This is a genomic window from Komagataeibacter ossonobensis (genome assembly GCF_057359305.1).
In genome coordinates this window covers 59256-82731 of the sequence record NZ_JBXAYQ010000004.1, presented here as the reverse complement: position 1 = coordinate 82731, position 23476 = coordinate 59256, and the positions used below count along the sequence as shown (strand labels likewise).

General features: G+C 59.7%; 19 protein-coding genes. 9 read left to right on the top strand and 10 right to left on the bottom strand.

Going from position 1 to position 23476, the window contains the following annotated elements; translation table 11 throughout:
* Positions 1–75: 75 nt before the first annotated feature.
* Together ahpF and ahpC are read right to left on the bottom strand one after the other, a co-directional pair.
* Positions 76–1659 (bottom strand): alkyl hydroperoxide reductase subunit F, encoded by a 1584-nt coding sequence (gene ahpF / locus AC1RQ9_RS05605; RefSeq protein ID WP_485985933.1) that lies wholly within the window; start codon positions 1657–1659, stop codon positions 76–78.
* Between the two features lie 76 nt (positions 1660–1735).
* On the bottom strand, positions 1736–2299 hold the full coding sequence (gene ahpC / locus AC1RQ9_RS05600) for an alkyl hydroperoxide reductase subunit C (protein ID WP_010508485.1): 564 nt from the start codon (positions 2297–2299) through the stop codon (positions 1736–1738).
* Positions 2300–2443: 144 nt separating this feature from the next.
* Here ahpC and AC1RQ9_RS05595 point away from each other — a divergent pair, with 144 nt between their 5' ends.
* The 3 genes from AC1RQ9_RS05595 to AC1RQ9_RS05585 all read left to right on the top strand — a co-directional run bounded on the left by AC1RQ9_RS05595 (position 2444) and on the right by AC1RQ9_RS05585 (position 7966).
* Complete coding sequence (locus AC1RQ9_RS05595) at positions 2444–3409, top strand: hydrogen peroxide-inducible genes activator (protein ID WP_485985932.1); 966 nt, start codon at positions 2444–2446, stop codon at positions 3407–3409.
* A 97-nt stretch (positions 3410–3506) separates the two neighbouring features.
* Complete coding sequence (locus tag AC1RQ9_RS05590; protein WP_485985931.1) at positions 3507–7688, top strand: hypothetical protein; 4182 nt, start codon at positions 3507–3509, stop codon at positions 7686–7688.
* 74 nt (positions 7689–7762) lie between these two features.
* Positions 7763–7966, top strand: a complete 204-nt coding sequence (locus AC1RQ9_RS05585) for a hypothetical protein (protein WP_193731625.1) — start codon at positions 7763–7765, stop codon at positions 7964–7966.
* A gap of 10 nt (positions 7967–7976) precedes the next feature.
* Here the strand turns inward: AC1RQ9_RS05585 and AC1RQ9_RS05580 are convergent, their stop codons facing one another.
* Positions 7977–9317 carry a hemolysin family protein gene (locus tag AC1RQ9_RS05580; RefSeq protein ID WP_346011743.1) on the bottom strand — a complete coding sequence of 447 codons (1341 nt, stop codon included), beginning with the start codon at positions 9315–9317 and terminating at the stop codon, positions 7977–7979.
* A 195-nt stretch (positions 9318–9512) separates the two neighbouring features.
* Positions 9513–10559, bottom strand: coding sequence for an aldo/keto reductase (locus tag AC1RQ9_RS05575; RefSeq protein WP_485985930.1), 1047 nt, complete (start codon positions 10557–10559; stop codon positions 9513–9515).
* A gap of 315 nt (positions 10560–10874) precedes the next feature.
* Between AC1RQ9_RS05575 and AC1RQ9_RS05570 the strand changes: the two genes are divergently transcribed.
* Entirely contained in the window at positions 10875–12044 is a 1170-nt protein-coding gene (locus tag AC1RQ9_RS05570) for an acyl-CoA dehydrogenase family protein (RefSeq protein ID WP_485985928.1), read from the top strand.
* A 355-nt stretch (positions 12045–12399) separates the two neighbouring features.
* Positions 12400–13779, top strand: a complete 1380-nt coding sequence (locus tag AC1RQ9_RS05565; protein WP_485985926.1) for an Nramp family divalent metal transporter — start codon at positions 12400–12402, stop codon at positions 13777–13779.
* Positions 13780–13891: 112 nt separating this feature from the next.
* On the opposite strand, the gene AC1RQ9_RS05560 is transcribed toward AC1RQ9_RS05565, so the two are convergent.
* The 4 genes from AC1RQ9_RS05560 to AC1RQ9_RS05545 all read right to left on the bottom strand — a co-directional run bounded on the left by AC1RQ9_RS05560 (position 13892) and on the right by AC1RQ9_RS05545 (position 18385).
* Positions 13892–16237 (bottom strand): mechanosensitive ion channel family protein, encoded by a 2346-nt coding sequence (locus AC1RQ9_RS05560; RefSeq protein ID WP_485985964.1) that lies wholly within the window; start codon positions 16235–16237, stop codon positions 13892–13894.
* Positions 16238–16639: 402 nt separating this feature from the next.
* Positions 16640–17107 carry a hypothetical protein gene (locus tag AC1RQ9_RS05555; RefSeq protein WP_485985925.1) on the bottom strand — a complete coding sequence of 156 codons (468 nt, stop codon included), beginning with the start codon at positions 17105–17107 and terminating at the stop codon, positions 16640–16642.
* Between the two features lie 94 nt (positions 17108–17201).
* Complete coding sequence (locus AC1RQ9_RS05550; protein WP_485985924.1) at positions 17202–17510, bottom strand: hypothetical protein; 309 nt, start codon at positions 17508–17510, stop codon at positions 17202–17204.
* A gap of 119 nt (positions 17511–17629) precedes the next feature.
* Positions 17630–18385, bottom strand: coding sequence for a hypothetical protein (locus AC1RQ9_RS05545; protein ID WP_485985922.1), 756 nt, complete (start codon positions 18383–18385; stop codon positions 17630–17632).
* Positions 18386–18813: 428 nt separating this feature from the next.
* Here AC1RQ9_RS05545 and AC1RQ9_RS05540 point away from each other — a divergent pair, with 428 nt between their 5' ends.
* Positions 18814–19119, top strand: coding sequence for a hypothetical protein (locus tag AC1RQ9_RS05540; protein WP_485985920.1), 306 nt, complete (start codon positions 18814–18816; stop codon positions 19117–19119).
* Positions 19120–19222: 103 nt separating this feature from the next.
* On the opposite strand, the gene AC1RQ9_RS05535 is transcribed toward AC1RQ9_RS05540, so the two are convergent.
* Both AC1RQ9_RS05535 and AC1RQ9_RS05530 read right to left on the bottom strand, forming a co-directional pair.
* On the bottom strand, positions 19223–19453 hold the full coding sequence (locus AC1RQ9_RS05535; protein ID WP_485985919.1) for a hypothetical protein: 231 nt from the start codon (positions 19451–19453) through the stop codon (positions 19223–19225).
* Positions 19454–19800: 347 nt separating this feature from the next.
* Positions 19801–20718 (bottom strand): LysR substrate-binding domain-containing protein, encoded by a 918-nt coding sequence (locus tag AC1RQ9_RS05530; protein ID WP_485985918.1) that lies wholly within the window; start codon positions 20716–20718, stop codon positions 19801–19803.
* A gap of 95 nt (positions 20719–20813) precedes the next feature.
* On the opposite strand from AC1RQ9_RS05530, the gene AC1RQ9_RS05525 reads away from it, so the two are divergent.
* The 3 genes from AC1RQ9_RS05525 (at position 20814) to AC1RQ9_RS05515 (ending at position 23025) form a co-directional block, all read left to right on the top strand.
* Positions 20814–21680 carry a pirin family protein gene (locus AC1RQ9_RS05525; protein ID WP_485985916.1) on the top strand — a complete coding sequence of 289 codons (867 nt, stop codon included), beginning with the start codon at positions 20814–20816 and terminating at the stop codon, positions 21678–21680.
* Between the two features lie 85 nt (positions 21681–21765).
* The gene (gene ycaC, locus AC1RQ9_RS05520; RefSeq protein WP_485985915.1) at positions 21766–22386 is read left to right on the top strand and encodes an isochorismate family cysteine hydrolase YcaC; all 621 of its coding nucleotides are present in this window, start codon (positions 21766–21768) and stop codon (positions 22384–22386) included.
* Between the two features lie 78 nt (positions 22387–22464).
* Complete coding sequence (locus AC1RQ9_RS05515; protein WP_485985914.1) at positions 22465–23025, top strand: NADPH-dependent FMN reductase; 561 nt, start codon at positions 22465–22467, stop codon at positions 23023–23025.
* Positions 23026–23476 lie beyond the last annotated feature (451 nt).

Below are 23476 nucleotides of genomic sequence, written 5' to 3'. Positions count from 1 at the left end.
AGCTTCGAAGAACGCCGCCTTTTTTCAAAAAGGCGGCGCCCAAAAACTTTCATTACCCTGCAGATGGGCCAGATGTCAGGCCGTAACCAGCTTTTCCGGTGCAGGCGCGGGTACACGGATCAGGTAATCAAAGGCAGATAGCGCAGCCTTCGCGCCTTCGCCTATGGCAATGACGATCTGCTTGTAAGGTGTGGTTGTTGCATCGCCCGCCGCAAATACACCGGGGATCGAGGTGGCGCCATGGTCATTGACCATGATTTCCCCAAAGTCGTTCAGTTTCAGCGTGCCCTTCAGCCAGCCCGTGTTGGGCAGCAGGCCGATCTGCACGAACACGCCCTCCAGATCAATATGGTGGTCCGCACCATCGCCACCGCGATAGGTCAGGCCGGTCACATTATGATCATTGCCTTCGATCCGTGTGGTCAGGGCCTCGGTCAGGACCGTGACATTGGACAGCGTATGCAGCTTGTCCTGCAATACCTTGTCCGCCTTCAGGTGTGATCCGCGCTGCAGCAACGTCACGTGAGCCACGATACCGGCCAGATCGATGGCCGCTTCCACCCCGCTATTGCCACCGCCCGCCACGGCCACGCGCTTGCCCTTGTAGAAGGGGCCATCGCAATGCGGGCAGTAGGCGACGCCCCTGTTGCGGTATTCCTCCTCACCCGGTACGCCCAGATGCCGCCAGTGTGCGCCAGTAGCCAGTATGACCGTGCGGGAATGCAGGATCGCGCCACTTTCCAGCACCACGCCATGCAGGCCGCCGGGCTGGGTGGCGGGGAACAGTTCCTTGGCACGCTGGCCGGGAATGATGTCCACATCATACTGCCGGACATGCGCCTCCAGCGCCGCCGCCAGCTTCGGGCCATCGGTTTCGGGAATGGAGATGAAATTCTCGATCCCGGCGGTATCCATGACCTGCCCGCCAAAGCGGTCGCCCAGCAATCCCGTACGCAACCCCTTGCGCGCGGCATAGACCGCAGCCGATGCGCCAGCGGGGCCTTCCCCGATAATCAGGACATCAAACGGCGCGACATCCTTCAGCTTTTCCGCGGCCCGGCGCGGGGCGTCAGCATCCAGTTTCGCCAGGATCTGTTCGATTTCCATGCGTCCCGTCTCGAACAGTTCACCATTCAGGTAAACCTGCGGCACGGACATGATGTTGCGCGCCGCGACTTCATCAGGGAACAGCGCCCCGTCGATCGTGACGTTATGGATGTTGGGGTTCAGCACGCACATCGCATTGAGTGCCTGCACCACATCGGGGCAGTTCTGGCACGACAGGGCGACATAGGTTTCGAAATTGTATGGTCCCGGCAGGGCGCGGATCTGGGCGGCCACATCATCGGGGATCTTTGGCGCGTGACCACCGACCTGCAGCATCGCCAGCACGAAGGAGGTGAATTCATGCCCCAGCGGAATGGCGGCGAACGTCACCCCCGTTTTCGCGCCATCACGGCGGATGACGAAACTGGGCCGCCGGGTGGCCTGCCCTGTCTCGGACACCTGCACCTTGTCCGAAAGGGCGGCGACCTCATGCAGGAGTTCATGCATCTCACGCGATTTGGGGGTGTCATCCAGACTGGCCTCCAGCACGATCGGGTGCGCAAGGCTGGCCAGATAACCCTTGAGCTGCGTCTTGATGGGATCTTGCAACATGGGAATGGACTCCGCTCTTTGGGAAAAGGTGGCGTGGGTGGCCCGGCCCCGCAGGGTCGGGCCACGGCCATGGGCGTCAGATCTTGCCGACGAGGTCCAGCGACGGGGTCAGCGTGGCGCCGCCTTCCTTCCACTTCGCGGGGCAAACTTCACCGGGGTGGGACGCGACATACTGCGCGGCCTCGATCTTGGCGATCAGTTCGGCGGCACTGCGGCCGACGCTGCCAGCGGTGATTTCGATGTACTGGATGCGGCCTTCCGGATCGATCAGGAAGGTGCCGCGGTCGGCCACGCCCGCTTCCTCGATATAGACATCAAAATTACGTGCGATGTGGGCCGTCGGATCGCCCAGCATGACAAACTTGATCTTGCTGATGGCCGGTGACGTGTCGTGCCATGCCTTGTGGGTGAAATGCTTGTCGGTCGAAACCGAGTAGATTTCCACGCCCAGCTTCTGGAACGTCTCGTAATTTTCAGCCAGATCTTCCAGTTCCGTCGGGCAGACGAAGGTGAAATCCGCCGGATAGAAGAAAAAGACGGACCATTTGCCCTTCACGTCGGCATCGCTCACCTTGATGAACTTTCCGTTGTGGAAGGCGTCTGTCTCGAACGGCTTCAGAGACGAATTGATGCGTGCCATGCGGAATGCTCCTTGCTTTGGCTTGTCAGTTATTGACCGGGTATCTGTCCCATAAATACGAAATGGGGTGAAACCGTTTCTGTCAATGGGTCTGATCGGAAAAACCTTTTTACAAATGCCACGAAATCGGTCCTATCTATAGATATGAATTATATTCCTCTTTCGGGCCTGTCGCTGCGCGACATCGAATATGTGGTGGCGGTGGATGACCTGCGCAACTTCTCCCGTGCGGCGGAACGCTGTGGCGTAAGCCAGGGCGGCCTGTCGGAACAGGTGCGCAAGCTGGAATCGCTGCTGGGCGTGGTCCTGTTCGAACGCACGCGTCGCCATGTAACGGTCACACCCGATGGCGCGCGCCTGATCGCGATGGGGCGCGACGTGCTGGCCGCCGCCCGCGCCATGATCGAGGCCGCGCGTGCGCGCACCGGCCCGCTGGAAGGCGTGGTGCGCATGGGGATCATTGCGACCCTTGGCCCCTATTACGTGCCTGACCTGCTGCCCCTGCTGCGACGGGCCTATCCACAACTGAAGCTGCAGCTGACCGACAGCCTGACGGATACGATGCTGCGGATGCTGCGGCATGATGAACTGGATGTGGTGTTCGCGGCCCTGCCAGTCAGCGATGAAGGATTCCAGTGTGCGCCCCTGTTCCGCGAACCGTTTCTGGCCGCCTTTCCCGCCAGCCACCTGCTGGCCCGGCGCAGGGCGCTGACGATGCCGGACCTGAAGGGGCCGGATCTGCTTTTGCTAGAAGACGGGCACTGCCTGCGCGATCAGGCGCTGGCGCTGTGTGGCATGTCGCCACAGCGTGACCCGTCGCGCCTGGCCACCAGCCTTGAAATGCTGTGGCACATGATTGGCGCGGGTGAGGGATATTCCCTGATCCCCCGCCTTGCGCTGCGCCACCGGGGCGAATGGGACGGGTTGATAACCGTAACCCCCCTGCCCGGCGCGGGTCGCACGATCGGGCTTGTCTGGCGCACGTCCGACCCACGCGGCCCGGCATTTGACGAATTTGCCCGCTTCCTGCGCGAAAACCCGCCCGAAGGGTGCATGCCGGTCGATGCTCCGCCCCCACCGCAGGACGGGACGCACACCCGACCCGCATGACCATGGCGGGTCCGGCTGGTATTTTTCAGGGACGTCGGACCATAATGGCGCGTAAAGTCTCTTTATCGTGCTTTTCATCCATGGGTATAGTCAGGTAATGAGCCGCAATCATCGCATGCATGAATCCCGGACCCGAAATACAGTCCTGAAAATAACCTGTAACGAACCGGGAACCGCGGAATTCATCAGCCATTCCCTGGATCTGGGTGCCTGTGCCCCCGTCCCGGCGGAAACAGGCAGCCGGCGGTCACTGGCCCAGATCCTGTATCCCGGCAACAGCCATGACATCCCATTCCAGGGGCATGGGGAACAGCTGGATGCGCTGCGCCAGTGGATGGCGGACACGACGCGGGACGTGTCGGTCCAGATCATTACCGGCAGGCCGGGACAGGGCAAGACGCGCCTGGGCACCGAACTGGCTGCCCGCGCGCGCGAAGATGGCTGGATGGCGGGTTTCCTGCCACCCGGCAATACGGGAATTTTCACCGACACGCCCTTCACCACGGTCTGGCAGCAGCCCACGCTGGTCATTATCGACAACGCGGCCAGCCGGGTCGCACAGGTCAGGGCATGGCTGCGCGCGCTGGTCCGCCAGCCCCATCCTGCCACACATCCGCTGCGTCTGGTCCTGCTGGAACGCGCGGGACTGGACTCCCTGTGGGTGGAGGACATTTTCAGCCCGGACAATGCGGCTGATTCCGCCCTGGCCGCGCTGCTGTCCCCCGCACAGTGGCCTGACCTGCCCCCCTTGAACGGGGCCGATGCCCGATACGCGGTTTTTGCCGCCGCCTATCGCGCCACCAGCGGCAATGCGCCCCCTGTCGATACCGCCATGATGCTGCGCCACAAGCTGGATGAACTGGCACGGGAGGGTTCGACGCTGTTCCTGATCGCGATGGGGTTTGTCGCGGCGCGTGAGGGGCTGCTTGCTGCCCGTACGCTGAGCGTCCCGTCCCTCCTGTCGCGGATGGTGAAAGAAGAAATTCGCCGCATCGAAGCCCTGTGGCAGGCGGATGGCGGCATACCGGCAGACCTGCGGCCGCAGATCTGGCACCTGACCGGTATCAGCGCATTATGTGGTGGCATGACCCCGGCCACACAGCAACAGGTTGCCAGGGCCGAAGCCCCGGCCAGCCAGCAGGATGCGTCCGCCCCGATGGAGGCCTGCCTACATGCCGTGCGCATGGCCCAGCCGGGTTGCGACGGCGGCACGGCCGTGTCCCTGCCGGGCATGGTGGCCGGTGCGCTTGGCATGCATCTGGCCATGTCGCAGGGGACGGACATACTGGACCGGCTGCCTGCCACCCCATCCCTGCGCCTGCCACTGATTGCCGGAACGGTCCGCGCCTGCCAGGCCGCATGGGAAATCGGGGATAACCAGCCCCTGGCATGGCTCGAGCATCTGATCGGCCTGTGCGGCGCGGATCGTGATGCATTGCAGGCACTGGCCCGGTACCTACCCCGGCAGGGATCACAAATACAGGTCATTGCACTGGATGTGGTTGAAAGGCTGACAGCCACCCTGCGCACGGACACAGCATCGGGTCCCACCGCCCCGCTGGGCCGGGCGCTGACCGCCCTGTTCCACCGCCATGCCGATCTGTGGCACCTGGAACAGGCACGACATGCAGCGCGCGAAGCCGTGGCGGTCCAGACCGGCCTTGCCGCGCGAGATCGTGCCTGCCGCCCGGCTGCCGCCGCCAGCCTGTATGACATCGCACGGTACGACAACGGGCTGGATGCCCCGGCCGCGGCCCAGCCCATGGCACAGCAGGCGGTGGCGGCCTATACCGCACTGGCGGAAGGGGATCGGGCCACTTTCCGCCCTTACCGTGCCCGCAGCCTGTATCAGGTGGCACGCGCCCAGCATGGCCTCGATCAGTTCATGGCGGCGCGACAGACGCTACGCCGCGCCATGGCCATCCAGACCCAGCTGGCTGACACCAGTCCGGTGACGTTCAGGCCAGACCTGGCTGCAAGCCTGCTGCTGCTGTCATCATGCCAGGCCGGCCTGCACGCGTATGAGGAGGCGCACGAAACCGCGCTGGAGGCGGTGATCCTGTACACGGGACTGGCGCATGATTACCCCGATACGTTCCAGCCCGCGCTGGCCGACAGCCTGCACCAGCTTGCCAACCGCCAGATGGCGCTGGCCCGGCACGAAACCGCGCTGAAATCCCTGGAGGAAGCGGTCTCGCTCCAATCCGCGTTTACCGAGCGGCGGCAGGGGACAGGCATGCCCAAACTGGCGGCATACCTTGATACCCTTGCCCTGTGCCACGGCGGGCTGAGGCGGGTGAACGACGGTCAAAATACCCTACGTGAAGCCATCCGGCTGTACCGGATACTGGCGGAAAAAGCACCGGAGGCCTTCAGCGCGCCGCTGGCGCGGGTGCTTGAACGGTTCAGCGCGGACACATCCCCCATCGATCCGGCGATGGGGGCAGAAAACATACGGGTCATGCAGGAAGTCGTCAGCGTGTATGGCACACTGGCCCGGACGGACCCGGAGCGCTTCATGCCCCGGCAGGCCCATATCCTGAGCGAACTGTCACAGCGTCAGGAAAGGTGGGACCGGCACGACGAGGCCATTGTCAGCAGTATCGCCGCCGTCAGGCTGTACATGGACCTGACCCGGAAGAATCCTGATAAATTTCAGGAAGCCCTGCTGGATGCATTCAGGGATGCCGCGAGCCTGCTGATGGATGACCGGGCAGAGGAATGCCTTGTCCTGTTGCATGACGTGATGGCCCTGCACCGCGACATCTCGGCCCGGAACCCGAACAACCTGCAGATACGCATGAATCTGGCCACCCTCCTGTTGTGGCAGGCAGTGATAACGCTGGAAATGGGGCAGTTCGAACAGATGCACGCGCCATGGCACGAAGGCCTGCGCATGATGATGGAACTCGCCGCCCTGCGTCCCGAGACATTTGCCGACGAACTGAAGCGGATCCTTTCCGAACTGGAAGACATGCCATGCGAGGACAGCGCGGCAAAGGATGCGTTTTTTGCCCTGTGGCATGAAACTGCCGAGGACCTTACCGCACTTGTCCACCAGCATCCCGCCATTTTCACACCGGTTCTGATCGGCAACCTGGAAAAACTGTCGCAGCGGCTGCTGGACAACGGACAGCCCGGGCAGGCATTGCAGGCCATCCAACGCGCCATATCCGTCCATCACGGCCGCATGGACAAACAGATCATTAACAACAGCCAGCGCCATGTCGCCCTGGCGCACAGCATGGACATGCTGGCCTATATCTACAAAACCCTGGACCAGTATGACGACATGCGGCGGGTTGCCGAAGCCATAATCGCCATTTACGAACAGTTGATTGACAAGGGCGAAGCGGGTTTTGAATGGGAACTGGCCAAAAAATACAGCGTGCTGGGCATGTGCCAGAAGCATCTGGGCCAGACCGAAAGTTCGCTGGCATCCACAACGCAGGCCATATCCCGGTTCCGCACGCTTATTGAACAGGATTCGCCCATATCACTGCCCGGACTGGAGGCGCTTGAACCGGCGCTGGCGGCAAACCTGGCCCGTGCGTCCAGCCTGTATGACACGCTGGGGCAGCATGCCGCCGCGTTGCAGGCCGTCACAGAAGCAATCGACCTGTATTCCAGACTGGCCAGACAGGAACCGGTCAATTTATCAGCCCCGCTTGCTGAATGCCTGCGCGCCCTGCCCCGCCTGCGGCAGGCGGCGACAGGCAGGGATGAATCCTTGGCCGATACCCTTGACGCCGTGGCACTGTACCGCACACTGGCCGAAACATGCCCCGAACAGTTCCTGCCCGATCTGGCCAGTTTCCTTGTCCGGTTATGCATGTGCCAGTGGCAGGGCGGCGGCCCTGCATGGGCGGACGCACTGGAATCCGCACAGGAAGCGGTTACCCTTTACGCCGGGCTGTATGCCAGTGATCCCGACCGTCACCGCGCCGGTTACGCGGACAGCCTGTACAGGGTCTTTTTATGCCATAACGGACTGGAACAGCTGGATCAGGCGCTGGTGGCGCTGAAGGAAGCCCTGTCGCTGTACCGCATCCTTGCCGCCGGTTACCCGCAGGAATTCCGCCCGCAACTGGCGCAGTGCCTGCTCGATCTGGCGCAGTACCTGATTACCTACAAGGATTATGACGTGGCACTGCATACGGTACATGAAGCCACGTCCCTGCTGACCGACCTGGCGCAGACGGATCGCGCGACTTTCCAGCCCATATTAAAAAAAGCCCGTGCCATGCATGGGCTGATTGTACGCAAACGCCGCCGCTAGTATGTATTCGGGCCGCATGACCCAAACCTTCGCACCGCCATGGCGTTGTCATGGCAGGTAATGGAGGTTTTCCCATGACACGTCCCATCAGGTTATTCATCGCCCTGGCCATCGGCCTGTCCGTCGCGGGATGCCATGATGGCCGCTATCACCATCACCACCACCGTGGTGGGTATGACGGCTATAACCGTGGCGGTTACGGAAACGGGTATGGCGGGCCCGGGCGCGGATATGGTGGTCCCTATATGGGCGGCGGGGGGGGCATGGGCAGGCCGTAATCCCTGTGGGTTACGGCCCGGTCAGCCGGGTGACCAGCAATTGGTTGATGCGGAAACCTTCCACATCAACCACCTCGAAACGGAAACCCAGCGTATCGACCCGGTCGGCCTTGCGTGCCATGCGGCGCAGGCGGTGCATGACAAAGCCGCCAATGGTGTCGAATGGTCCGGCTTCATCCAGATCGGCGGCCTCCAGTTCGCGGCGCACGTCACCGATGGAGGCAGCGCCGTCGATCAGCCATGAATTGGCATCACGGCGCACGATCAGCTGTTCCTCGAACGGGTTGGCAAGCCCACCCATCAGGGCGCCCATGATGTCCTTGAAGGTAATCAGCCCCACCACCAGCCCGTATTCGTTCACGACCAGCGCAAAGCCCGCGCCATGGGTATCGAACTGCGACAGCGTATCCCACAGGTTGATCGTCTCGGGCACGGACAGGACATCGCGCCGCACCTGAAAGATCGCGTTGCCGCTGGACAGCGCACCCTGCGGCCCCTTGGCGGGCGGCTGGGTCGGGTCACGATCCACCACGGCCGCCAGCACGTCTTCCGCGCGGATGGAACCGATGACATTGTCCAGCCCGCCATTGCACAGGGGATAGCGCGAATAGGGCTTGGCGCGGACCTTGGTTTTCTGTTCCTCGATCGTTTCCTGCAGGTCGAGGAACACGATTTCATCACGCGGGGTCATGGCGGACGTGATCGAACGGTCCTGCAGGCCCAGCACGTTCTGGATCATCTGGTGTTCCTGTTCCAAAAGCACGCCCGATGCCGTGCCAGCGGCCAGGATCGCGCGCAGGTCCTCTGGCGTGACCGGTTCGACCGCCGATGCCGCCGGGATCTTCAGGGCGCGCAGGATGGCGTCCGACATCTTGGAAAACACCCAGACGATGGGATAGAGCAGCTTCAGCGCGGTAGCGGGAAACCAGCCGACAGCCAGTGCGATCTTGTCTGGCGCGTTCATGGCGACACGTTTGGGCAGCAGGTCGGCAAACAGCACGAACAGTCCCGTCACCAGCACGAACCCGAAGACCGAGGCCAGCGTTTCCGCGGTCGGGGACGGCAGGCCCCACCCCATCAGCCCATGGGTGACGGAAGGCGCGATCATTTCCGAACTGATCATGCCGCCCAGAACACCCACGCCATTGAGGCATATCTGCAGCACGGTCATGACCTGCCCGCTGTTGCGCCGCAGTTTCAGGAACGCGGTGGCCCGTTCATCGCCCGCTTCCGCACGCGAACGCAGGCGTGCGTCACGTGCTGCGGCAAATGATATTTCAGACAGTGAAATGAAGATATTAAGTGCAACCAGAAGGACAAGCGCGATCAGGCCAGAAAAAAACAAAATCACCGGGACACCCATAAAATGACGGCCATGCAATATAGCATGTAACCTTATAAATCCGCACAGATATGTTTAATCAGGTGAAATCGTTTTTTACTTATATTACATTACGGATCGTTGATAAAAATGCAGGCCGCCCGTCCCGGCATGGGGAACAACCATGGCGACACGGCCCCACACCGCACGCCATGGCCCGCCGGGTCAGGGCGCGGGGTTGGAATGGACCTGGTGGATGGCGTTGATCCGCTGCAGCAGTTCGGGGGTAATGGTGACGTTTTCCGCCCCCAGAATGGTCTCAAGCTGGGCCGTGCTGGTGGCGCCGATGATGTTGGATGTCACGAATGGACGCGACGTGACAAAGGCGATGGCCAGTTGCACCGGATCGATCCCGTATTCATGTGCAAGCTGGATATAGGCACGAACGGCATCATCCACGCCGGGTTTTTCATATCGCTGCCCACGGTTGAACAGGGTCGTGCGCGCACCGGCGGGCCGCGCGCCATCAAGGTATTTGCCCGTCAGGTATCCCTGCGCCAGCGGTGAATAGGCCAGCAGCCCCACCCCTTCGCGCAGCGCCATTTCCGCCAGCCCGATTTCGAACGTGCGGTTGATCAGGTTATAGGCATTCTGGATCGACACAACGCGCGGCGCACCATTGCGGGTTTCCGCCAGGTATTGCGACAGGCCCCATGCGGTTTCGTTCGACAGGCCGACATGGCGGATCTTGCCTTCCTTCACCAGTTCACCCAGCACGTCCAGCGTTTCGGCAATCGGCACCTCATCGGCATCGGGCACGGTGGTGAACGTATTGCCCCCGGCCCCGAACAGGCCCACCTTCCGGTCCGGCCAGTGCAGTTGGTACAGGTCGATGTAATCCGTGCCCAGTCGGCGCAGCGACCCATCCAGCGCGTAACGGATCTGTTTCGGGGTCAGGCGCGTTTCCTCGCCCCCGGGGCGGAACCATGGCGAAGTGCCACGCCCCACCACCTTGCTGGCGATAACCAGACGCTCACGTCCGCCGCGGGCCTTGAGCCAGCTGCCGATGATCCGCTCCGTCGCACCATGGGTTTCGGCGCGTGGGGGGATGGAATACAGCTCGGCCGTATCAATGAAATTGATGCCATGCGCCACGGCCATATCAAGCTGGGCATGCCCCTCGGCTTCCGTATTCTGCTGGCCGAATGTCATTGTGCCAAGGCAGATCTCGCTGACCTTGATACCGGTACGCCCAAGTTCACGTTGCTTCATCTGAAACCCTGCTGGTTGTAAAAAAAACCGGCACGCCTGCACTGCGCAACCGGGATAGGGACGGCCATGACGACCATCATGCCCCTGCGGACACATGTCTTCCCCCCATCCATGACAGGACGGTAACATGATGGCCGATCATTTCAACCGGACAGCATGATATTTCCGTAAATGTACATTATTTATCGTTTTATACGGGCCGCTGCCTGATATCTGCGCGGCCGGATGCGGCATGGGTTGCGTGCATCGATCCATCATGATGAAGTCCATAAGGCCTGATTCGTCATGGATAACCGCAGCAAGGATATCTGAACCATGGGTTCCCCCCCTACCCCAACCGTTCCGGAAGCCCAACAGACACTGGACGAACTGGCGACACGTTTCGCCACCCGTGCGGCCGCCCATGACCGGTCTGGTGAAATTGCCACTGAAAACCTTGACGAATGCCGTGCGGCAGGCCTGCTGGGCCTGACCATTGCGTGCGCGGATGGGGGACAGGGGGGCGGCCTGCGGCAGGTGATTGATGTGGTCGGCACCCTTGCCACCGGCGATCCCACCACCGCACTGATCATGGCCATGCATTTCCTGCAGCATATGCTGATTGCGCAGTCCGACCGCTGGCCCGAAGCCGCGCGACGGCAGGTAACCGAAACCGCCCTGCATGATGGTGCGCTGATCAACGCGCTGCGGGTTGAGCCTGAACTGGGCAGCCCGTCACGTGGCGGCCTGCCCGCAACACGCATTACGTCTGGCGCTGGCGGGATGGTGCTGAACGGACGGAAAATCTATTCCACCGGGTCAACTGCCCTGCGCTGGGGTACGGTATGGGTCGCAACGGATGAGGCCCAGCCACGGGTGGGGCAGGTTCTGGTTGACCTGCACGCGCCGGGCGTTCGCATTGAACGCAGTTGGCACCAGATGGGCATGCGCGCAACGGGCAGCCATACCTTCATATTTGAAAATGTGGAACTGCCCGAAACGGCACTGGTTGACCTGCGCCTGCCCGAACAGTGGCAAAGCAATAACGGGGCAGAAATTACCGGCCACGCGCTAGCCATTGCAGCACTGTATGATGGCGTGGCCCGCACGGCGCGTGACTGGCTGATTTCATTCCTGCATGCGCGCGTGCCGACGGCGCTGGGCAGGCCACTTGCCACCCTGCCCCGGTTCCATACGCTGCTGGGACAGATTGACGCGTTGCTGATGACCAACCGGAGCATAATGGACGTTGCCCTCGACCGGGCTGAAAAGGGGACTTATCCCGGTACCGAAGCCAATCTGACCAAATACGTCATGACGGAAAACGCCATCAAAGCCGTGGAACTGGGCGTTGCCGCGATCGGCAACCCGGCATTGAGTGAGGATAACCCGCTGGAGCGCCATTTTCGCAACGTGCTCTGTGCACGTATTCACGCCCCACAGGAGGATGTCGTGCTGGCGGCGGCAGGCAGGGTGGCCCTGACGGAACCGGCACGGCATTCATGACCATCACTATGCCGCTACCTTTATTCTGGAGGCCGTTCAAAAAACCGGATCAGTAATATCCTGCAATCATAAGAAAGTTTTTAGTGAAGTTTTTTTTCAACAAGCGCCACGGGATGCCGCCTTTAAAAAAAGGCGGCACCTAAAACTTTTATTATTCTTCTGGAAATATTTTATTTTTTAAACATTTTTCAAAATCACGGATTTTCCTGAATATTTATTTAGGGATGCCTCACCAGAACTTTTCCATTATTTTATACTTCATACATTATGCCTGCATGTCATGGCATATGCTGATAAGATTTCCTTATGCCATGCAATATAGCATATTGCATATTTATGGGGGATACGATTGAGTATGCCCATGACGCCAGCAAGACCGCCTGCCTCGCCCCCTGCCCCCACCGCAGCATGGCGTTTCGCCCGACCGGGGGAGCCTGAAACCAACAGCTTGCCCGAAGCCTTCGCCAGCGTGCGGGTACCGGATGCGGGGGCATCATGGCTGCGCCGGTTCATGGCGTTCGTGGGGCCGGGCTATATGGTTTCGGTCGGGTACATGGACCCCGGCAACTGGGCAACCGACCTGCAGGGTGGTGCGCAGTTCGGTTATACGCTGCTGTCTGTCATCGGGCTGTCGAACTTCATGGCGATCATATTGCAATCGCTGTCGGCACGGCTGGGCATCGCCACCGGGCGTGACCTGGCGCAGGCCTGTCGCGATCATTTTCCGCCGGTTGTGAACATTATCCTGTGGCTTGCCTGTGAACTGGCCATCATCGCCTGCGATCTGGCGGAAGTCATCGGCACGGCAGTCGCGCTGCAACTGCTGTTCGGCATGCCCCTGCTGGTGGGCGCCCTGATTTCCGTGCTGGACGCCTTTCTTGTGCTGTTCCTGATGAACCGGGGTTTCCGTTACCTTGAAGCCTTCATTATCGGGCTGCTCAGCATCATTGCCCTGTGCTTTGCCGTGCAGGTCGTGGCGGCGCAGCCCCCCATCATGGCCTTACTGAAGGGATTTGTGCCTTCCCCCCAGATCGTGGCCAACAGCCAGATGCTGTATATCGCCATTGGCATTATCGGCGCGACGGTCATGCCGCATAACCTGTACCTGCATTCTTCCATCGTGCAGACACGCGCTTTTCCCCGCACCGTGCCGGGACGGCGGGATGCCATACGCTGGGCCACATGGGACAGCACCCTTGCGTTGATGCTGGCGCTGTTCATCAATGCCGCCATCTTGATTGTCGCGGCAGCCGCCTTCCATACCACCGGTCACCAGGATGTCGCGGAACTGGAGGATGCGTACCGCCTGCTGTCCCCCATACTGGGGCTTGGCATTGCCTCCACCCTGTTTGCGGTTGCCCTGCTGGCGGCGGGCACCAATTCAACCATTACCGGCACGCTGGCTGGACAGATCATCATGGAGGGGTTCCTGCGGCTGCGCATTCCCCATTGGGCGCGACGGCTGCTGACACGTGGGCTGGCCATCGTCCCGGTTGTGATTGTCACGGCCCTGTATGGTAACAGGGGCGTGGGGCAACTGCTGCTGGCCAGTCAGGTGATCCTGTCGCTGCAATTGCCCTTTGCCGTGATCCCGCTGGTGATGTTTGTATCCGACCGGCAGAAAATGGGGGAATTCGTTATTTCCCGCCCGTTCGCCCTGTTGTCGTGGCTGGTAGCGGCCATCATTCTGGCACTGAATTTCAAGCTGCTGTACGATACGGTTTTCCCGGCGTAATAACTCATTGATAAAATTCACAAAGGTTTTGGGGTGCCGCCCTTTCCCAAAAAAGGCGGCGTTCTTTCGACGCTTTTAAAAAAAGCTTCACCAAAAACTTTCTTATAGGGGATCAGGCCTGTGGCGCGTGCGTCCCTGTCGTGGGGGGAACGGCTGCCGTTACCTTCAGGCCATCCGCCCCCGGGCCATTGTCCAGCAGGTTGAGGAAGCTGGGAACCGGGAACTTGATGCCTTCATTATTCATGCGCACGGCCAGACGGGCGTAATATTCGCGATAGACCGTCCATTTTGACCCAGGCGTGGTGCGGACCGAGCCAAGGAAACGCGCGCCATTGCCATCTGCCTGTTCAATACCAAGGAACGCGAATTCGGACATGATGAGGTGCCCGTAACGGGGCGTCTTGCGCATCAGTTCCAGTTCCTCGTGCAGGATGGCGCAAAGCTGTTTCGTATCCTGGCTGAGGTCGATCATGAAATCAACCACGACAAGGTTATAGTCACGCGATGTATTGGCGATGGACGACACTTCCGAAAACGGGATGATATGCAGGTCGCCATTGACCGAACGCAGCCGCAGGGTCCGGATCGACAGGTGTTCGACGGTGCCGGATACGCCACCGGCGGTCACCCAGTCACCCACCTGAATGGCGTTTTCTACCAGCATGAAGAAGCCGGTGATGAAATCCTTGACCAGACTCTGCGCGCCAAAGGCGATGGCCGCACCCATGATCCCCGCACCGGTCAGCAGGGGGGCCACATTGATCCCGATCTGCGACAGTGTGGTAACCGCCACGATAATGATGATCAGCGCCAGCAGCACGGTCTTGATAATGGGCAGGACCGTGCGCAGTCGGCTGGCCCGCCCGGTCTGGGATGAATTCTCGAAGCGGGTAATCTGCCCCTGCAGGGCGGCGTTGGCAGCTTCCCATATGAAAATGGCGACCGTATAGGCAACCAGAACGGACAGCATCGCGCCAATGATCTTCGGCCCCAGCCTGCCATGGAACAGGAAGTGGATGGCGGGCAGCCCAAGCGCCTGCAGGAACAGCATGGCGGAGGCAAAGAACATGAGGAAGGACAGGATTTTGCGCGAGACCGGGTAATAATAGTTCACCCGTGCCTGCAGGCCGGGATAACGCGCTTCCATCGCGGGAGAGACATGGAACAGCCGGTTCTGCAGGTTGAAGATCAGGACCGATAGCACCCGCGACAGGATCACGACAGCCGTCGTCAGGATGACGGTACGGATGATCCATGCATAACCGCCCTGGATATGGGTTGCCCAGATCAGCCACAACGCGAAGTTGAAGAACATGGCCGGCACCCACCACAGGTAGACCAGTCGCCCCAGAAACATCCAGAATGGCTGCGTGCGCAGGCGTGCGGGTGGCTGCAGGGCCAGCGCGACATGCATGCGCACGCGCCACGTGAAAATGGCGACCAGCACGTGCTCGATCAGCACGACGGAACGGATGATCGCCTCTGTCCCGCGTGCGGGCATGTCAAACACGCCACCCAGCGTGGACAGGCAGACCACGACCGACGGTGCGGCGACAAGGAAGTTGAGCCAGTGCGTAACCATGAAGGCCGTCTGGTCACTGGCGCTGCACAGCCGGATGGCGGGCGAATGCGGCACGAACAGCGTTTCCATCAGCAGATAGACCACGCGGGCGACCACATAGGCATTCGTAAGCGTAAGCGTGACCAGCATGGCCTGATGCGTGGTGGTCAGCAGATAGGCGAAACAGGTGCCAAGTGCGAAAAACAGCCCCACCGGCAGCAGCTTGATCAACAGGTGCATGAGTGAATACGGCACACGGGTCAGCAGGCGCAGTGTCGCGTGCTGGGCCTGTATGTCGCCCTGCCGGGCCTGCGCGTCATCCTTGTCCTGCGCTATCGCCCCGGCCGGGGGGGGTGCCGGGGTGGCCGTGGCGTCAGGCAGGTTCAGGCGGCGTTCGGTCGCGACCGCCCGTTCGGTAACCTTGAGCAGCGGCTTGCGCAGCAACAGGGAAAAACCATGTTCCGCCGCCAGCGCCAGCAGCAGGATCAGGGTCGCCCGCCCCATGGCGTCAAACAGGATCATCCGCGATTGCGGATCGGCAAAAATGGTATGGGTCCAGTGCGCCACAAACACCAGGTCGCCAAACAGGGCGACAAAATGCTGGGCCTGCACGATCAGGCGGCCACGCAGGCTTCCCATGTCCTGCACCAGGTCACTGCCCAGCGTATCGGGTTCGACCGACAGGGCATCCGTGGCGGCGGGTTTGGAGGCAGCGGCAGGCACGGCGGGGGCGGAAGGAAGCCGGGATGCGATAGCCGACAGGGTGTTGGTGAACTCGGCCCGTTTTGCGGGGTCGTTCATGACGGCCAGCACTTGCTGCGCCTGCTCACGGCTCATGCCCTGCGCCGCATCCGTATCGGCGGCATGGCCCTGTCCCGGCATGGCCAGCAGGCACATTGCGACAAACCCCAGAACGGCAACCCGCCAGAACCCCGGCAGGGAATGGCCTTTGCCGCCCCGTTGGCAAGTATAGGTTAAGTGCCGCATTGTTCCCCTTCCGTCCCGGCTGCCTGATCATGAATATCTGCCATGTAAAAATGGCACGATAATTTCCCATTTCAGGCAATCACCCTGCGTTATTGCAGAGATGGCTGTAAAAGCGCAGAGACAGGGAAGCCGATCTGATATGCAAGAAACCGTCTACCTTTTTACAATTTACTTGCGGCAACGGATTTTTATTTGCCATAATTAATTTTTATTGAAATAAGACTTATTTTTTAATTTTATATACATTTTTTCTTATATTTGTTTTTGGAATGAATAATATCATATGCGGGCCGGCATGCACGGCGACCGGACTTACGGCTTATCCCTGGGGGCCGTGTGTTGTTTCAATAGGGATACCGTATCCGACCCGTGTGATACTGCGCGTTCCAGCAGTTCCTGACCGAAGGCTTTCAGCGTCAGCGGGTGCATGTCATCAAGTGAGCGGGCAAGGTCGTGGCGTTCCGTGTCCGACAGGTCGGGATCGCCAGCAATACGTTGATGCAGGGCCTTTACGGTATCAGGACCATCCAGCACCACATGCATGTCATCCGGACGGTCCAGATATGCACGCCCTGCATTGGTAAGGGTGCTCTCCCCCGTAATCCTCAATCCGTCAGGGGTAATGCTGACGCCCCCCTTGCTCAGCCCCTGCAATTCCAGATCAAGCAGGTTTCGGGCCCAGCGTTCGGCATCCGCATCGTGCTCGGGCGCCAGACTGGCCGCCCCGCCATTGGCGGCCATGCGATGCAGCATCATCCCCTGCAGGTCACGGTCGATCACGTCAAATCCTCTTTTCCATCATGATTACAATGTCAAACTGGGCCAGTTGCGGCCCGCAGACAATCAGCAACAAGGAAAAGACGCTTATGCACGATCAGTCACAATCAGGGACATCCCGACACCACACGGGCACACGCAATGGGGGGACAAGGTTTTCCGTCTCCCCCATTGCCTGCCGGACCAGATTCAGGGCATGATCGCGCGCGGCGGGGGTATTGACGCGGCTGGGTGTATCCTTGCCCTGCTCTATTGTCTGCCCCAGCTGTTCCAGCCGGGCCAGCAGGGTCCTGCGCTGCGCCGTGTCCATATCCAGCAGGGCGGCGCAAAAGGCATTATGCCAGATATGAACGCCCAGTTGCGCCCGTTCGGCAGGGGACAGTGCATCATCATACGATGGGGGCATGGTCAATCCTTCGCAAAAACTATGGATGCCATTGCCGCCTGGTCATCCCGTGCGGATTGCCATAAAGGGAATTCATCAAAACGACCAGTATTGACTGGCAATGCAGGGGGTACGCCCCCTTACACCATGACGTCATATGTCAGGCATCCGTTACCGATATGACGGAGTATTTCCGTATCACGGAACAGGTCAAGCCGGTCAGGCTGCAATGACCGGCGCGCCAGAAAGGTGCGGGCCTCGGCCATGGCTTCCGTTACGGGATAATCCTGCCCGGCGGGCTTGAGATGTTCAATGGCCGTATAATCGACAATACCGACATTATGACGGTTGCGGTGGGCCTCATCACAGAATGCGATATCAGTCGCCCATGCCCAGCGCAATTCGGGAAAAGGAAACAGGTAAGCCATGGCGTCCCGGTGGAATGCCGTAACGGGGCCATCTTCCACATACCGTGTTACACGACCAATACTGTTCCATTTCCTGTAATTGAAAGTAAAGGATGTATAGGAATGATACCGGTGCGCGGGCTGTGATATCTTCAGGTTCATGATTTCACACAATGGAATGAACATGTCCAGAAACCGGTGGGGCAGGTTCACATCATCATCCGTTACCACGATCCAGTCATAATCAGGCAGGTTTATCTTTGACAGGGCAGTATTGATATTACCGAACTTGCCCCGGCCATGCACCATGCGGACCGGGGCAAAGTCAACGATATGTCGTGTATTCCGGAACCGGTTGAATACCTTGTCAAGTTTCCTGTTACGTCTGGGAACCTGTACGGATGTAACAAGCACCTTGCGTATCGGGTGGCGTGTCGCAATACGCCTGACCTGCACGGCGAATTTCGTGTTATGAATATCAAACAGCATGTCAGTCAGGACGGAAACCTTACGTTTCTGCCAGAAATTCTTATGCTGACAGAAATCCGAATTAAAAAAGTCCGCCTGGACAGAGTTTCTCTTCGGCATGTGCGCACTCCTTTTCATTGCATGCGTCATGACCGCACAAACATGCACACTTCTGTCATGTGCATTTCATGTACGCTCTGGCGTTTACGTGATCGGCCCGGCATCGCAGCTGGACCCTGGCAATTCGGGTTATAACATTCTACCTTTATTGAAGTTTCAGATTATTTCTGCACAGAACGGAATGACGCAAATACGTTGTCAGTAAAAATGAAAATAAAACACTCAGTGGTCTGAAACTGTTCATATGCCTGCACGCTATGGACAGGAAAGCAGATGAGAATGGCGGTTTTTTCGCCCTTCCCTCCAGATATCTTCAGGGACATGACGCGATGCGATATTTTCCTGCAATACTCGTACTGTACCTGCCTCTGGCCATCACCCCGACCGCCATGGCGCAGCAGCACCCACAGGACAGGAACGTAAGCCAGCCAGGTGGCAATTCTCCATCCTCGATCGAACGGGCACAGCCTTATTCCCGCAAGACGGAACCATTGCCGGAACAGGTTGACCCGGCCCGGCAGCAACAGCCCCCCGATCAACCCCTGACAAAACAGCCTGCGGGCAACAAAAGCCCGGACCACCCCGGCATGTCCAGCAATCACCAGACCCTGCGCAGTCCATCCGCCCTGCACTGAGCATATGAAAACGGGTGGGTGCATGACTGCCCCCACCCCATATCGTCACGATCCACGATGGCCGGACAGGTACATATAGATATGCCCCCTGCCCGCCATGGGGTTACATGCAGTCCCTGTCCTGTGAAAGACCCATGCCGTGCGATGCAAGAAACCGGAACTGCGCCTGTTCTTCAGGAAAGGCCGGGATGCCCTGCAGCGCATGCGTGGCCCGGCGATAGCGGTGCAGGTTACTTAACCGCCGCCATGGGCGGTCGGGATGCTGCTTGTTCCACAGGCTGATCGCCCGCGTCTCAAGTTCCTGATTATTCACGGCATAATCTGACTTCGTCATGTCCATCTCCCTGCATCTGCATGGTGGGTACTGGAACTGTCACGAGGTATGTGGGAACGCTGTAGCAGCCTGCTACATGTATCCAACGCCAGATATTAACATAAGTTCGGGAAGATTACATTTTCTCCCCACACTGTGATCCGGAGCACGAAGACCGCCGCAAAAGATGGACGTTTCTGGTGACGCTGTTTTCAAACAGGTGCCAGGAGTGACCCATGCGTTCCGCCATCTTCCTGCAATGGCGCTCCCTCCTGCCCCACGATATGACCACCGCGTTCATACCCGCATGTCCGCAATCCCTATTGCAGCAGGCGTCATCGTCTGGCTCAAGGCCATGAGTCCTGCGCTTACCGGATTACCCGGCCGATCCTCTGCCGCTGCACCGCGCATTCATGTGCCAGAAAATCGAGCAGTGCCCGGAGAGCCGGAACAATACCCCGTCTTGATGGAAAGACCGCGTGAACGACCCCGGCCTGGGGGTGCCAGTTGGGCAGGAGGGAAATCAGGCGCCCGGCCCTGATGTCCTTCCACACCATCGTGGTGGGGAGTTGCACGATACCATTGCCGATCAGCGCGGCCTCGCGCAGTACTGCCATATCATCCGTGACGAACCTGGGCTCATGGAAAACGGTGGCGGTCTGCCCGTCCCGGCTTTCCAGTATCCAGGAATGGGTACCGGGTGCGGTATGGAAATCCATGCTGGCAAATGCACCCAGGTCGGCGGGCGATGTCAGGGGTGTCCTGACAAGTTCCGGGGCCGCGACAAGACATTGGGTGCTTGTATCGAAAACGCGCATGACAAGGTCCGAGGTCTCGAGTGGCGGAAACCGCACACGAATGGCGAGATCAAACCCTTCCTTAAGCACGTCCACGTGCCGATTGGTACTCTCAAGATGCAACGTAACCGCCGGGTATCGCTGCATGAACCGGGCCAGCAGTGCTCCGAACTGGAAATTGAGCAGCGCCACAGGGCAACTCAGGCGGATCACACCACAGGGTTCGCTTTGCAGTTCCGCGACCGAGCGTTCAGCAAGGTCGGCTTCCTCAAGCAGGGCCATGCAATGTTCATAAAACCTGTTTCCGGTCTCCGTAACCTTGAAATGGCGTGAGGACCGCTGGATCAGCCGCGTATGCAGATGGTCCTCCAGTCCCTGGATCCGTCGGCTCAGCAGGGATTTCTGCAGCCCCGTTGCCCTGGCGGCTGCGGAAAAGCCACCGTGACGCACAACCTGCACGAAATAGTAGAAATCATTAAGATCCCGCATTGTTCTATCAGTAGAACGTATCGTTCGATCTGACAATCTTCATGAGACGGCCGGACCATTGCATATTCAGGGTCACGTTATGGAGGAATGCAGCCATGCAGAAACAGATTCTCGGTCGCTACGGAAATGATCGCGGCCACTGGGTTGGAGACGGCTTTCCCGTCCGTTCCCTGTTTTCATACAGTGATTTCGGTAAGCATCTTAGTCCGTTCCTGCTGCTGGATTATGCAGGACCGCACCGGTTCCAGCCGACACAATCCCGCCGTGGCGTGGGCGAACATCCGCACAAGGGCTTTGAAACGGTCACGATCGTTTATGATGGCGAGGTCGAGCATCGTGATTCTTCAGGCGGTGGCGGCGTGATCGGACCGGGCGACGTGCAGTGGATGACTGCCGGGCGCGGCATCCAGCATGCGGAATACCACTCCCCTGCATACGCGAAGTCCGGCGGGGCGTTCCGCATGGTCCAGTTGTGGGTCAATCTTCCGGCAAGGGACAAGGGCGTGCCGGCCGCGTACCAGACCCTGCTTGCGGCGGACATTCCAACCGTGGCCCTGCCTGATGGCGCGGGGCACCTGCGGGTTATCGCCGGAGACCATGACGGTACACATGGACCGGCCCGAATCTTCTCGCCGCTGAACGTGTGGGATGCGGTCCTGCATCAGGGACGCCAGGTCACACTTGACCTGCCGGAAGGGCACAACTGCGCCGTCGTCTCGCTCGAAGGAAAACTGATCGTAAATGGCGCGGAGGAACTGGGCAGCGCGCAGTTCGCCCTGCTGGGAACGGCGGGCACCCGGGTAAGCGTACAGGCCGCCGTGGACTCCAGCTTCCTTGTGCTGACCGGCCAGCCGCTGAATGAACCGATTGCGGGATATGGGTCGTTCGTCATGAACACCCAGGAAGAAATCCAGCAGGCGATCAACGATGTCCGGGCCGGCCGGTTCGGCGTTATTGCCTGAAATGGACGGGTCGGGATGTGCCCTGCCCTGCCCTGCCCTGAAACCTGCGAGGCACATCCCTTCATGCAAGAATGGAAGATCCGATATGAACAGACCATACGTGCGCCTCGACCGAGACAATGTGACCGTCCTCCTGGTCGATCATCAGACCGGGCTGCTGTCGCTCGTTCGCGATATCGAACCGGACAGGTTCCACAACAACGTTCTGGCGCTGGCGGACATGGCACGGTATTTCAGATTACCGACCATTCTCACCACCAGTTTTGAAGACGGGCCAAACGGGCCGATCGTGCCGGAACTCAGGGCACAGTTTCCTGATGCTCCCTTCATTGCCCGGCCTGGCCAGATCAATGCCTGGGACAACCCGGATTTCGTCGCGGCAATCAAGGCAACCGGCAGGAGACAGCTGCTCATTGCCGGCGTGGTAACCGAAGTCTGCGTGGCGTTTCCAGTCCTGTCCGCCCTTGCCGAAGGTTATGAGGTTTTTGTCGTGACGGATGCTTCGGGTACCTTCAATGCCATGACACGCGATGCGGCCTGGGCGCGCATGGAGGCCGCCGGGGCGCAGTTGATGACATGGTTCGGGGCCGCATGCGAACTGCACAGGGACTGGCGCAACGACGTCGATGGGCTCGGCACGCTGCTGTCGAACCATATTCCCGACTATCGTAATCTCATCACATCCTACAGGACCAGCAGGTCGTGACACACGCCCCGGGCAGCGTGATTACCCGGGAAAGCACGGATGATGCATCTTGATCCGGATTTGCAGGAAACATTTTTCATGTCGCAGAAACTAAATTTCGTCGTCCTCCTTGGCAGCCTTCGCAAGGCATCCCTGAATCGCATGCTGGCTGAAACCCTGCCCCGGATAGCGCCAGAGGGGATTCAGATCTCTCTGCTCGGCTCCGTGGGGGCGTTTCCACTTTATGATCAGGACCTGCAGGATCAGGAAATGCCGCCCCCCGTTCTTGAAATGGCCGACCAGATCAGATCGGCCGATGGCGTCATCATCGTTACGCCGGAATATAACTATTCGGTGCCCGGCGTCCTGAAAAACGCCCTGGACTGGCTGTCACGCGTGACACCACAGCCGCTGGCGCGAAAGCCGCTCGCCATCCAGACGGTTTCACCCGGAATGATCGGCGGCGCCCGTGCGCAATATCATCTCCGGCAGATACTGGTGTTTCTGGATGCCTGCGTGCTGAACAGGCCGGAAGTCATGATCGGGCAGGCCGCAACCAAATTCGACACCGAACGCCGCGAACTGACGGATCAGGGCACGCGTGACTTTCTGGTTCGCCAGATCAATGCTCTCGCGGAACTCGCGCGCATCATGTCGTAAAGAGCCACCGGGCCATGTCGGCTTTCCTGTGCCCATTCATAAAAGACCGAATGCAAGGCTGCCCAACCCGTCCCCACCCGGCAGACAGGCGGTTGTCGCGAACGAGCAACCGGACAGTTTTCTGCGGAAAATAGTGAAAGGCCGACATGGCGACCACGCCGCCAGCGCAGCTTCGTCTGGCTTAAATGTGCCTGCAGTAATAATTTCAAAGCATGGCATGACGACCGCATACATCGGGGAACTCTCGTCACGTACCGGGCTTGATTAGCAAGGAGGCAACTATGCCTGATCCGGGAACCCCGCATCTTCCGGCGGCAGTGAACCGTTAGCACCGATGCCGACCGGCAACCGGCACCCCGGCAAAATAATCGCAGGAACAGAACTGGAGCCTTAAATCAGATGAGCAAGACACCTGACCAATATCCACCCGAAAAGCCCGCCCCCAAGCCGA

Coding starts and splice junctions, on each gene's coding strand:
- ahpF (WP_485985933.1), bottom strand. CDS start 1,659: ATGTTGCAAGATCCCATCAAGACGCAGCTCAAGGGTTATCTGGCCAGC.
- AC1RQ9_RS05585 (WP_193731625.1), top strand. CDS start 7,763: ATGACACGTCCCATCAGGTTATTCATCGCCCTGGCCATCGGCCTGTCC.
- AC1RQ9_RS05535 (WP_485985919.1), bottom strand. CDS start 19,453: ATGACGAAGTCAGATTATGCCGTGAATAATCAGGAACTTGAGACGCGG.
- AC1RQ9_RS05525 (WP_485985916.1), top strand. CDS start 20,814: ATGCAGAAACAGATTCTCGGTCGCTACGGAAATGATCGCGGCCACTGG.
- AC1RQ9_RS05560 (WP_485985964.1), bottom strand. CDS start 16,237: ATGTGCCTGCTGGCCATGCCGGGACAGGGCCATGCCGCCGATACGGAT.
- ahpC (WP_010508485.1), bottom strand. CDS start 2,299: ATGGCACGCATCAATTCGTCTCTGAAGCCGTTCGAGACAGACGCCTTC.
- AC1RQ9_RS05550 (WP_485985924.1), bottom strand. CDS start 17,510: ATGCCCCCATCGTATGATGATGCACTGTCCCCTGCCGAACGGGCGCAA.
- AC1RQ9_RS05570 (WP_485985928.1), top strand. CDS start 10,875: ATGGGTTCCCCCCCTACCCCAACCGTTCCGGAAGCCCAACAGACACTG.
- AC1RQ9_RS05545 (WP_485985922.1), bottom strand. CDS start 18,385: ATGCTGTTTGATATTCATAACACGAAATTCGCCGTGCAGGTCAGGCGT.
- AC1RQ9_RS05565 (WP_485985926.1), top strand. CDS start 12,400: ATGCCCATGACGCCAGCAAGACCGCCTGCCTCGCCCCCTGCCCCCACC.
- AC1RQ9_RS05595 (WP_485985932.1), top strand. CDS start 2,444: ATGAATTATATTCCTCTTTCGGGCCTGTCGCTGCGCGACATCGAATAT.
- AC1RQ9_RS05530 (WP_485985918.1), bottom strand. CDS start 20,718: ATGCGGGATCTTAATGATTTCTACTATTTCGTGCAGGTTGTGCGTCAC.
- AC1RQ9_RS05540 (WP_485985920.1), top strand. CDS start 18,814: ATGCGATATTTTCCTGCAATACTCGTACTGTACCTGCCTCTGGCCATC.
- AC1RQ9_RS05515 (WP_485985914.1), top strand. CDS start 22,465: ATGTCGCAGAAACTAAATTTCGTCGTCCTCCTTGGCAGCCTTCGCAAG.
- ycaC (WP_485985915.1), top strand. CDS start 21,766: ATGAACAGACCATACGTGCGCCTCGACCGAGACAATGTGACCGTCCTC.
- AC1RQ9_RS05590 (WP_485985931.1), top strand. CDS start 3,507: ATGAGCCGCAATCATCGCATGCATGAATCCCGGACCCGAAATACAGTC.
- AC1RQ9_RS05575 (WP_485985930.1), bottom strand. CDS start 10,559: ATGAAGCAACGTGAACTTGGGCGTACCGGTATCAAGGTCAGCGAGATC.